This is a genomic window from Ameyamaea chiangmaiensis, assembly GCF_013376175.1.
In the GTDB taxonomy this organism is placed as follows: Bacteria; Pseudomonadota; Alphaproteobacteria; order Acetobacterales; family Acetobacteraceae; genus Ameyamaea; species Ameyamaea chiangmaiensis.
On the sequence record NZ_JABXXR010000102.1, the window covers coordinates 1 to 10,925 of the forward strand.

At 66.0% G+C, this 10,925-nt stretch carries 10 protein-coding genes; 5 read left to right on the forward strand and 5 right to left on the reverse strand.

The window, feature by feature from the left end; all coding sequences use genetic code 11:
* A partial coding sequence (locus HUK82_RS11685; protein WP_176614128.1) for a DUF1501 domain-containing protein occupies positions 1-504 on the forward strand: 504 nt, incomplete at its 5' end.
* Positions 505-531: 27 nt separating this feature from the next.
* On the opposite strand, the gene ggt is transcribed toward HUK82_RS11685, so the two are convergent.
* The 3 genes from ggt to HUK82_RS11700 form a co-directional block, all read right to left on the reverse strand.
* Positions 532-2,301, reverse strand: a complete 1,770-nt coding sequence (gene ggt, locus HUK82_RS11690; RefSeq protein WP_176614129.1) for a gamma-glutamyltransferase — start codon at positions 2,299-2,301, stop codon at positions 532-534.
* Between the two features lie 44 nt (positions 2,302-2,345).
* Positions 2,346-3,158, reverse strand: a complete 813-nt coding sequence (gene map, locus HUK82_RS11695; RefSeq protein ID WP_176614135.1) for a type I methionyl aminopeptidase — start codon at positions 3,156-3,158, stop codon at positions 2,346-2,348.
* A 163-nt stretch (positions 3,159-3,321) separates the two neighbouring features.
* On the reverse strand, positions 3,322-4,575 hold the full coding sequence (locus HUK82_RS11700; RefSeq protein ID WP_246495531.1) for a D-alanyl-D-alanine carboxypeptidase family protein: 1,254 nt from the start codon (positions 4,573-4,575) through the stop codon (positions 3,322-3,324).
* Positions 4,576-4,798: 223 nt separating this feature from the next.
* On the opposite strand from HUK82_RS11700, the gene clpS reads away from it, so the two are divergent.
* The 3 genes from clpS to HUK82_RS11715 all read left to right on the forward strand — a co-directional run bounded on the left by clpS (position 4,799) and on the right by HUK82_RS11715 (position 8,611).
* The gene (gene clpS / locus HUK82_RS11705) at positions 4,799-5,233 is read left to right on the forward strand and encodes an ATP-dependent Clp protease adapter ClpS (protein ID WP_246495533.1); all 435 of its coding nucleotides are present in this window, start codon (positions 4,799-4,801) and stop codon (positions 5,231-5,233) included.
* A gap of 171 nt (positions 5,234-5,404) precedes the next feature.
* Positions 5,405-7,738 carry an ATP-dependent Clp protease ATP-binding subunit ClpA gene (gene clpA / locus HUK82_RS11710; RefSeq protein ID WP_176614130.1) on the forward strand — a complete coding sequence of 778 codons (2,334 nt, stop codon included), beginning with the start codon at positions 5,405-5,407 and terminating at the stop codon, positions 7,736-7,738.
* 69 nt (positions 7,739-7,807) lie between these two features.
* Positions 7,808-8,611, forward strand: coding sequence for a class I SAM-dependent methyltransferase (locus HUK82_RS11715; RefSeq protein ID WP_176614131.1), 804 nt, complete (start codon positions 7,808-7,810; stop codon positions 8,609-8,611).
* Between the two features lie 32 nt (positions 8,612-8,643).
* Here the strand turns inward: HUK82_RS11715 and HUK82_RS11720 are convergent, their stop codons facing one another.
* Together HUK82_RS11720 and HUK82_RS11725 are read right to left on the reverse strand one after the other, a co-directional pair.
* Complete coding sequence (locus HUK82_RS11720) at positions 8,644-9,093, reverse strand: hypothetical protein (protein WP_373318280.1); 450 nt, start codon at positions 9,091-9,093, stop codon at positions 8,644-8,646.
* An 89-nt stretch (positions 9,094-9,182) separates the two neighbouring features.
* Entirely contained in the window at positions 9,183-9,983 is an 801-nt protein-coding gene (locus tag HUK82_RS11725) for a nuclease-related domain-containing protein (protein WP_176614133.1), read from the reverse strand.
* A 179-nt stretch (positions 9,984-10,162) separates the two neighbouring features.
* Between HUK82_RS11725 and HUK82_RS11730 the strand changes: the two genes are divergently transcribed.
* Positions 10,163-10,925 (forward strand): alpha-hydroxy acid oxidase (locus HUK82_RS11730; RefSeq protein WP_176614134.1); only part of this gene is annotated, 763 nt, incomplete at its 3' end.

Consider the following 10,925-nt stretch of genomic DNA (forward strand, 5'->3'; position numbering starts at 1 on the left):
GGCAGTTTTGCGCTGCTGGCGCAAGCCTGCGGGCGCCTGCTGGCCGCGCCAGATGGCCCGCGTATCGCAGCACTCGAGGCCGGCGGCTGGGACACGCATGCCGACCAGAAACGCAGGCTGGTCCAACCCCTGCGCCAGCTTGACGACGGGCTGATCGCACTGCGTGACGGTCTGGGCGACGACGCCTGGCGCCGGACGGTCGTGCTGGTGATGACAGAATTCGGGCGCACCGCGCGGATTAACGGCACGGGCGGCACCGACCACGGCACGGCGACCGTGGCGTTTCTGCTGGGTGGTGCCGTGCGCGGCGGCCGGGTTGCGGGCACATGGCCCGGCTTGGCCGGACCGGCACTGTTCGAAAACCGCGACCTTGCGCCCACGACCGATGTGCGGTCGGTCGCGCTGGGGGTGCTGCAGGACCATCTGGCCATCCCGCCCTCGGCCCACGCGATGATCTTCCCGGGGCCGACCGCCAGCCCGATGCGCGGTCTGGTCGCGGCGTAACCCGACACGCCCGGAACGCGTTCGCGATTACTCGCCGACGGCAGCCCCGCCCGAATGGCGTCGGTCGAACCCGCCGTAAAAGGCCGCCGTTCCCGTCCGGCCCAGCGCGGGACCACCGGCCAGAACACCCTCCGCAGCGCCCCAGGGCTCATGCGGGATGATCTGATAGCCCTGCTCGGTCAGGCTGGTCTGCACGACGGTGCTGAGCGAGCCGGGCTCGGCCTCGATCTGCGACGGCTGCCACTGTTCATGGATACGCGGCAGATCGACCGCCTGCTGGATGTCGAGGCCATAATCGACCACACCCAGGATTGCCGCCAACGTGATTGTGGGAATACGCGAGCCACCGGGGCTGCCGATCACCATGACCGGCTTGCCATCGCGTGAGAGAATCGTCGGCGACATCGACGACAGTGGTGTCTTGCCCGGCGCTATGGCGTTGGCGACGCTGCCGACGATGCCGAACATGTTCGGCGCGCCGGGCTTGGACGAGAAATCGTCCATTTCATCGTTCAGGAAAATGCCCGTCGTGCCGCCCATCACCTTCGCGCCGAACCATCCGTTCAGCGTGTAGGTCACGGCCACCGCATAGCCACTGCGGTCCATGATCGAGTAATGGGTGGTTTCATGCTTTTCAGGCTGCGGCGCGCCGGGCGCCAGAGAGTCCGACGACACGGCACCGGACGCCGGAATGGCGGCGCGCACGCTCGCGGCATACCCCGGATCGGTCAGATGCGCGATCGGGTTCCGCACGAAGGCGGGATCGCCCAGATCGCGGCGGTCGGAATAGGCATGGCGCATGGCCTCGATTTCCTGCCGGGCCGCCGCGGCCGAATACAGCCCCTCGTCATGCAGGTTGTAGCCCGACAGGATGTTCAGGATTTCGCATACTGCAACGCCGCCGCCGCTGGGTGGCGGTGCCGTGTCGATATGAAAGCCGCGATAGGTGCAGGTGATCGGCGCCAGAACACGCGGCGTATAGGCGGTGAAGTCGTTGGCCTGCAGGATGCCGCCGCCCTCTGTGCTTGCCCGAACGATCTCACGCGCGATGGGCCCGTGATAAAAGGCGTCCGGGCCGTCCTTCGCCACGGCTTCGAGGGACCGGGCGAGGTTTTCCTGCACCAGCCGGTCGCCGGCCTGAAACGCGCTGCCGTCGGGACGCAGGAAAATCGTCCGCGCGTAGCGATCCTGCGCAAACGCCTGGGTCGACGTGTGAAGCAACTGCACATCGCCCGGCTCCAGCACGAAACCGTCGCGGGCGAGCGCGATCGCGGGTGCCATCACCGTGGCGCGCGGCAGCTTGCCCCAACGCTTGAGCACCATGTCGAGACCGGCGACGGTGCCGGGTATGGCGACCGCTTTCCAGCCCAGCGTCGACAGTTTTGGAATCACGTTGCCATGCGCGTCCTGATACATGCCGGCCGATGCCGCCAGCGGCGCGTGTTCGCGGAAATCGACGAAATAGGCGTGTCCATCAGGCGTGCGCAGCGTCATGAACCCGCCGCCGCCGATATTGCCTGCCGCTGGATAGACGACGGCCAGAGCATAGCCCACCGCCACGGCGGCATCGACCGCGTTGCCCCCTTCGGCCAGAATCTTCGCTCCCACCTCCGACGCCAGATGATGGGCGCTGACCACCATGCCGTGCTGCCCTTCGGCAGGCGCCAAGGGTGGCAGCGCCGTGCGTGCGCCGTCAAAGCTCAGGGCGTCCGGGGCAGCCATCGCCGACGGGGCAGCACTGAACAGGACGCATCCCGACACCAGAAGGGATACGAAGGGAAAACGGCACGATGGCATCCGCGAACTCACGCTTGAAGGAACAGGGAAATCAGGCGACGGCGTCAGGCGCGTTCGTCGGGCGCAGTCGGTCGTGCCAGTCCGGCTTCGGACAGCGTGAAAATCTCACAACCGTCGGCCGTCACACCAATCATGTGCTCGAACTGCGCGGACAGGGAACGGTCGCGCGTCACGGCGGTCCACCCATCGTCGAGAACTTTGACGTCCGGGCGACCCAGATTGACCATCGGCTCGATGGTGAACACCATGCCTTCGCGTAGCTTCAGCCCCTGGCCCGGCTTTCCGTAATGCAGCACGTTCGGCGCGGCATGGAAGGTGCGACCGATGCCGTGGCCGCAGAAGTCGCGCACCACCGACATGCGCTGGGCTTCGACGAACTGCTGGATCGCGTGCCCGACATCACCGAGGGTCGCACCGGGACGAACCGCGGCAATGCCCCTCATCAGCGAATCGTACGTCACGTCAATCAGCTTGACCGCCCGGCGCGGCGGGGTGCCTGCGGCATACATGCGGCTGGAATCGCCGAACCAGCCGTCGAGGATGACCGTCACGTCAATGTTGAGAATATCACCGTCCAGAAGCACGCGCTCGCCAGGGATTCCATGGCAGACCACATGATTGATCGAGATGCAGCTCGATTTGGGATAGCCGCGATAATTCAGCGTCGCCGGCGTGGCGTCGTGGGCCAGCATGAAATCGTGAATCAGGGTGTTCAGATGCTCGGTCGTGACGCCCGGCACGACATGCGGTGCGATCATGTCGAGTGTCTGGGCGGCAAGCCGACCGGCCGCCCTGAGGCCGACGAAATCGGCGTCCGTATGAAGGACGATCCGCCCTTCCTCCATGTCGCCTTCCATCGCGACCCCTTTCATGCTGTCCGCGCCACCCATCAGGCGCACTGGTCAGGCGCAAAATGCGCGCCCGACAGCCCCCTTGCAAGGGCCACCGCATGAAACGGCGCCACGATACACCCGAACGTCCACCCGGGCCGGAGCGTATCCCCGGCCGTTGTCCGCCCGATCAGCCGCGTGTCTTGCGGTGGGCCGGGTGAGCGGGAACGCGCGTGCTGACCAGCCGGACATGCGCGCCATGGGCAGATGCCGGCGCGTGTGACCGCACCGTGTCGGCCGCATGCTTGAGTGGCGGGGCGGCCACATGACGCAGACGGCCATGTTGTCCGTGCCGGGGCGTTTCAGGCAGCTCGGCCACTTCGGCCGGTGCACTTCCGGCAATGGAGCGGGACGCCGCCGCCAGCGCGATCGCCGCGCGACCGCCGAACCTACGACGCGTGCGCGCCATCACCAGCGGACGCACGACCGGCGCCACGCCTTCCTGCGCAAAACCGTCATCGAGCAGATGCGCCATCACGACACTGCGCTGCGGATTCGTGCGGGCGCCCATGACGACACCGACCAGCCGGACGTCGTCGCGAACCGCGGACGTCACCAGATTATGGCCCGCGTCTGCCGTGTAACCCGTCTTCAGCCCGTCAGCACCGGGATAGATTTTTAGCATCGGATCGTGATTGGGGACGAGGTGCCCGTGAAACAGAAAGCCCGGAACCGCGAAATAATGGTAATCGTCGGGGAAGTCGGCGATCAGGTGGCGTGTCAGCGTGGACAGGTCACGCGCGGTGGTCATCTGTTCCGGGTCCGGCAGGCCCGACGCGTTGCGAAACACCGTGTTTGTCATACCCAGCGCCTGCGCCTGCTGGGTCATGATGGCCGCGAAACGGCTTTCGTCCCCGCCCGCGATCAGTTCGCCTAGAGCGCACGCCGCATCGTTGGCCGACTTGGTCACGAGACCGAGAATGGCCTGCTCCACGGTGAGATAGGTGCCCGGCACCAGCCCCAGCTTCGACGGCTCCATCGACGAGGCATGCGCCGACACCGGCACGGCCTGATCGAGCGTGATCTGTCCGTTGCGCAGCGCCTTGAACGCCACGTAAAGCGTCATCAGCTTGGTCAGGCTGGCGGGATAGCGGCGCAGGTCGGGGTTCAGTTGCGACAGAACCGCGCCGGTGCGCGAGTCGATGACGAATGCGCTGATCTGACCCACGTACTGTGCATGTGCCGGACGCGCGGAGGCAAGGACGCCCCCCGTCAGACACGCGAGCAGGCCGGCAGCCCGGGCCAGCGCCACGGTGCGACGCGGATCGGATCGGAAACAGCGGGGCGCGCCGGCATGGACGGCGCTCGGCGTCGCGCCCTGCGTGGACGAGCATGCCGCAGTACCCCGACCGCGCAACCATCCCCGCATCGTGCCCAGCTTCATCGACCGCCCCCAAACGCACCTTATCGGTGCACCGTAGAGAGTCCACTTTGCGTTCGTCCAGCTAAAATATCGTTAAGAGACCGTCGCTTCGCGGGCCGCGCTTCGAAAGATACCTGTCCCCGTCGGCGTTCCCGCCCGCTTCGGCCCGGCGCGGGGCGCCCCCGTGCGGGCTATCGCCGGGAAACCCCTTCCGTCGCGCCACAAAATCCCAATATGATGGGCTATGATGTCGTATCGATCCGCCCTCACCGCCTCCGATCGCAACGCCGTGCGACACGCGCCTGCCGTCGAGCTGTCGTGCGTCGCCCATGGCGGCAATGGTCCCACCCGCCGCGAGGGTGATACCGGTGGCAACGACGACGACACACACACGTCGGTTGTCATCCGCGCCCGCACCAAACCGCGCAAGCCCGCGATGTACAAGGTGCTGATGCTCAACGACGACTACACGCCGATGGAATTCGTCGTTCATGTCCTGGAACGTTTTTTCCAGAAAAACCGCGACGAGGCGACAAGCATCATGCTGCATGTGCACAAGCGCGGGGTCGGCGTGTGCGGCGTGTTTACGTACGAGGTCGCCGAAAGCAAGGTGTCGCAGGTGATGGACCTGGCCCGCCAGAACCAGCACCCGCTCCAGTGCACGATCGAAAAGGATTGAAACGGGAGCGGTCGGCGTCAATCATCGGCATATTCGCCGTTTGTAACACAGTTTCGATATGTTTCCTCTCGCATAGCGGTCCACGACGTCCCACATTGGATCCGTGCGTGAACGTGTCGGCCGGAACGGCAGCCGCCGGGATGGATGACCCATCGAACAGGAGCGTCTGATATGTTGTCACGAAATCTTGAGCAGACGCTGCATCGGGCCCTGACCCTGGCCGGGGACCGCAAGCATGAATACGCGACCCTCGAACATCTTCTGCTGGCCCTTGTCGACGACGACGACGCGGTCGGCGTGTTTCGCGCCTGCGGCGTCGATCTCGGCAAGCTGCGCGGCGACCTGACCGAGTTCCTCGACAAGGACCTGGCCGGCCTGGCCGCCGATCGCGTTACTGAACCCAAGCCGACCGCCGCGTTCCAGCGTGTCATCCAGCGCGCGGCCATTCACGTCCAGTCCACCGGCCGGGACGAAGTGACCGGCGCGAACGTCCTCGTCGCCCTGTTCGCCGAGCGTGAGAGCCATGCCGTCTATTTCCTGCAGCTTCAGGACATGACGCGTCTGGATGCGGTCAATTTCATCTCGCACGGCATCGCCAAGGCGCCGGACCGGACGACGCGCCGCCCCGTCGCGGGACAAGAGAGCGGGGAGCCGACCGAGCGCGAGGAACGCGGCAAGGCCGAGAAAAAGGGCCAGGACGCGCTGTCAACGTATTGCGTGAACCTCAACGTCAAGGCCGAGGACGGCAAGATCGATCCGCTGATCGGCCGCGACTCCGAGATCGAGCGCACGATCCAGATCCTGTGTCGCCGCACCAAGAACAACCCGCTGTATGTCGGTGATCCCGGCGTGGGCAAGACCGCCATCGCGGAAGGACTGGCCAAGCGGATCGTCGAGGGCGACGTGCCGGAGGTCCTGCTGAAATCGACCATCTACGCGCTCGACATGGGCGCGCTGCTGGCCGGGACGCGCTATCGCGGCGATTTCGAGGAGCGGTTGAAAGCCGTGGTCACGGAGCTCGACCAGAATCCGGGCGGCATCCTGTTCATCGACGAGATCCACACGGTGATCGGCGCGGGTGCGACGTCGGGCGGCGCGATGGACGCGTCGAACCTGCTGAAGCCCGCGCTGGCGGCGGGCACGCTGCGCTGCATCGGGTCGACGACGTACAAGGAGTTCCGCCAGCACTTCGAGAAGGACCGGGCGCTGGTGCGCCGGTTCCAGAAAATCGATGTGGCCGAACCGAGTGTCGACGATGCGATCAAGATCCTGCGTGGCCTGAAGACCAACTACGAGCGCCATCACAAGGTTCGCTACACCGACGAGGCGTTGCGCGGGGCGGTAGAGCTCGCGGCGAAATATATTCATGACCGCAAGCTGCCGGACAAGGCGATCGACGTGATCGATGAAGTCGGCGCCTCCCGCATGCTGGTGCCGGAGAACCGGCGCCGCAAGACCGTGACGCTGCGCGATGTCGAAGACATCGTGGCCAAAATCGCGCGTATTCCGCCCAAAAGCGTGTCTGCCGACGACAAGGAAACGCTGCGCACCCTCGAGCGCGACCTGAAGAACATGGTGTTCGGCCAGAACCGTGCGATCGAGGCACTGACGGCGGCGATCAAGCTGTCGCGTGCCGGGCTGCGGGACGCGGAAAAGCCGATCGGCAACTACCTGTTCTCCGGCCCCACAGGCGTCGGCAAGACCGAGGTCGCCAAGCAGCTCGCCGCGACCTTGGGGATCGAGCTGATCCGTTTCGACATGTCGGAGTACATGGAGCGGCATTCGATCTCGCGCCTGATCGGTGCCCCGCCGGGCTATGTCGGCTTCGACCAGGGCGGCCTGCTGACCGATGCGATCGACCAGCACCCGCATGCGGTACTGCTGCTCGACGAGATCGAGAAGGCGCATCCGGACCTGTATAACGTGCTGTTGCAGGTGATGGACCATGGTCGCCTGACCGACCACAACGGCAAGACGGTCGATTTCCGCAACGTGATCCTGATCATGACCACCAACGCGGGCGCAGCGGACCTGAGCAAGGAGGCCATCGGTTTCGGCCGCGACAGCCGTGCGGGCGAGGACGAGGAGGCGATCAAGCGCATCTTCACCCCCGAGTTCCGCAACCGTCTGGACGCGATCATCCCGTTTGCCAACCTGACGCCGGACATCGTCGGACGCGTGGTCGAGAAGTTCGTGCTGCAGCTCGAGGCACAGCTTGCCGATCGCAATGTCACGATCGAGATCTCGTCGGCCGCCAAGGAATGGCTCGCCGACCGGGGATACGACCGTCTGTATGGTGCACGGCCGCTGGGCCGCGTGATTCAGGAGCACATCAAGAAGCCGTTGGCTGAGGAGCTTCTGTTCGGTCGTCTGGTCAAGGGCGGTGCCGTGCGCATCGGCCTTCAGGACGGCAAGCTGGAGTTCGACTTCATCGCCCCGCCCTCGGCCTCGTCGGCCGAGAATGACGAAGGCGGGAACGAGAAAGAGGCCGAAACCGCCGACTGATCACCAGAGCCCCGCCTGACGGCGGGGCTTTTCCTTTATCGCCGTCCCTGCGGGAGGCAGGCCCTGTCTATGTCCGAGCCGTTGCTGCATGGCCGTCAGGTGTTTGGCAACGACCCGGCCCTTTATGACGAGGCGCGACCACCCTATCCCGCCGCTGTGTTCACCGCGCTCCGGGCCTACATGCCTGTCGCCGGTGCGCGCGTGTTCGAAATCGGTGCCGGTACCGGCAAGGCGACTGTCGCGCTTTTGCGGGACAAACCAGCACATCTAACGGCGGTCGAACCGGACGCGCGTCTGGCATGCCTTCTTGCACAACGCACGGAGGCGGCAGGAGCGACCTGCGAGATCATCGTCGAGCCTTGGGAAAAAGCCTTGCTGGGGCCAGCATCGTACGATCTGGGTGTTGCCGCGACGTCGTTCCACTGGCTCCCGCAGGTCGACGCTCTGGGACGAGTGCATCAGGCGTTACGTCCTGGCGGCGTTTGGGCAATGTGGTGGACCGTGTTCGGTGACCCCGACTATCCGGACGCCTTCCATCAACGTGCGACGTCGCTGTTCAAGGGGTTGCAGACTTCGCCCTCCTGGGAACGCGGCCAAAGACCCTTCGGACTGGACGTGGCGGCGCGGGTCGCCGACCTGCAGGACGCCGGCTTCGAAAACGTGCAGTCCGAGATCGTGCGTTGGACGATCGACATGGATGCCGTCGGGGTCCAGTCGCTGGCAGCCACGTTTTCAAACGTCATACGGGCCACCCCGGAGAGACGCCGTGTATTGCTCGACGCTCTGGCTCGCCTGGTCGACGATGCGTTCGGGGGCAGCGTTCGACGCCATTTCGTCAGCCCGCTTTATCTTGCCCGTAAGCCCGCCCGCTGAATGGACAGACCGGCGGACCGGGATTGCCCCGCCTATCGATAGGTTGTGCCGTTCACAGTGACGAAGCCCTCGACCGGCCATGTGCGCCCGGTGCCGTGATGGGTCCAGTCGATCCCCTGACGACGCGGCGAGTCGAAATAGTAACGGCCGACCACCTCCACCTGATCGCCCTTGGCCACCCACGGCCATGCCGGGGCATTCATCCGGTCGAGGTCCGAGACGATCCGGATCGACACGCCCTGCCCGACCGACAGGTAGAAAAAGCCGTGCATGCCGCTGCGGGTATGGCGCGCCGGCGCCACGGCGACCACCGTTCCGCAGAGATGCTCCGCCCTGTCAGTGCGGGGAGCGCCCTCGTCAAAAGCGCGCTGGTCGGCGAGGAAGCGCCCGTTGTCGCAGCGCGGACTGGGGGCGGTCTGGCCCTGCGCTGCCTGCAGCGTGACGGTCGAGGCTAACAGGGCGGCGAGAATAAGCGTCTTCACATCCGGATTCCATAACGAGCCTTGGACCGACACGGTATCACCGACCGCACCGCCACACGACCCTGGGGCTGCGACGCATCGGACACCCATCAGGCCCGCGCCCGCAACGCGGCCAGATGTTCCTCTCGGCGATGGCTGTTGGCGTTGGCATTTATTTTCAGGCTGTCCCACGCATCATCGAGGCGCTGATAGCTGATGAACGGCAGTTCCGGCCGCTGACCAAACCATGTGACGAGCCACGCGATGCGAACGATCCGCGCGTGAATACGCGGGCTGGTCCGCGCCTTGCCCGCGAAGACCACCAACGGGACGACGTGTTCGGGCAGGCGGCAGATCTCCCGCACGGCCGAGACGTGGCGCGTGTTCTGGCGCAGCGGGTTCTGGAACAGGTAATACCTGTCGCTGCCGTAATGGCGGAAGCTCTGCTTCCAGACGCCGGGATCGGGTGTACCGGTGACAAAGCCGCCATAATTCTTGGTCTCGATCACCACCAGTCCCCACGGCATTTTCACGATGTGATCGACCTGCGTCAGCCCCTGGCTGTCGGACAGGATCACATCGTTCAGCACCGGCCGGTTCAGGCGCCGCAGCAGCATCGCCACGCGCCGTTCACCGTCCTGTCCCTTGGCCGCCGCCGATTCGACATCCAGCCCGTCGGCAACGCGGGTCGACGCCGCACCGGACGGCGGGGCGTCGTCGGACAGGTCGGCGAGAGGGCCGGCTTCGGGTTCGGGTTCCCGCTCGGGCGCGGGTTCGGGTTTTGGCGCCGGACGTTCCGGCCGGAAAGCCGGGCGCGAACGGGGTGCCGCGGCCCCCGTCCACGCGCGCCAGACGATCCGGACGGCAGTTGCGACAACGCCACACACCACAAGAATCACGATATCGCGCATTCACTCCGCTCCGGCATTCTGCCCGTCCCTCCCGTTGCCCATACGCGCTGTCTCCCGATGCAGGTTGCCCCGCGACCGGGCGACCGTGAAGGCACCGGCCCCCGCGCCACGCGCAAACGTCATCGCGACGCAGCACAGGGCGTGCGCGTTAACAAGGCTCCACCGTCCGGATGCCCCTGATGATGCCTGCCCCTTCCCTGTCGTCGCGTTTCCTGTGTCTGGCCGATTTCGAGGCCGCCGCCCGCCGCCGCCTACCGCGCGCGGCCTATGCGTATCTGCGCAACGGAGCGGGGGAGGAGCGCAGCCTGCGCTGGAACCGGCAACAGTTCGACGCCTACCGACTGGTGCCGCGCCGCCTTCGCCCCGTATCCGACCTGCGGACCGACGTGACCCTGTTCGGTCAGCGCTATGCCCTGCCGTTTGGCATCGCGCCGCTGGGGGGAGCGGCGGTGCTGGCCTACGACGCCGACCGGATCATGGCGGCCTGCGCGCGGGCGGCGAACATTCCCTACATGCTCAGCGCGAACGCCATCACGCCGCTCGAGGACATCATCCGCATCAATCCGGCCGCGTGGTTCGCGGCCTATCTGCCCGCCGATACGGGCGTGGTCGACGCCATGACCGACCGTGTGCAGGACGCCGGCTTCCCGGTGCTCGCCGTCACGGTCGACGTACCGGTCGCGGCACGTCGACTGGCCGAGACACGCGCGGGTTATGCCATGCCAGTTCGCGCGACCCCGCAACTCGTGCTGGACGCGCTGCGGCATCCTCGCTGGCTGATTGGCACGATGGGACGCACGCTGCGCGACACACGCCATCCAGCGATCCTGAACGTACTGCCGACCGGCGGGATCGGCCTGTTCGCACGCGGCGCGGGTCCGATCGGCGGCGCGGCGGACTTTGACTGGGGCATGATCGAACGCCTGCGCGCGCGCTGGCGCG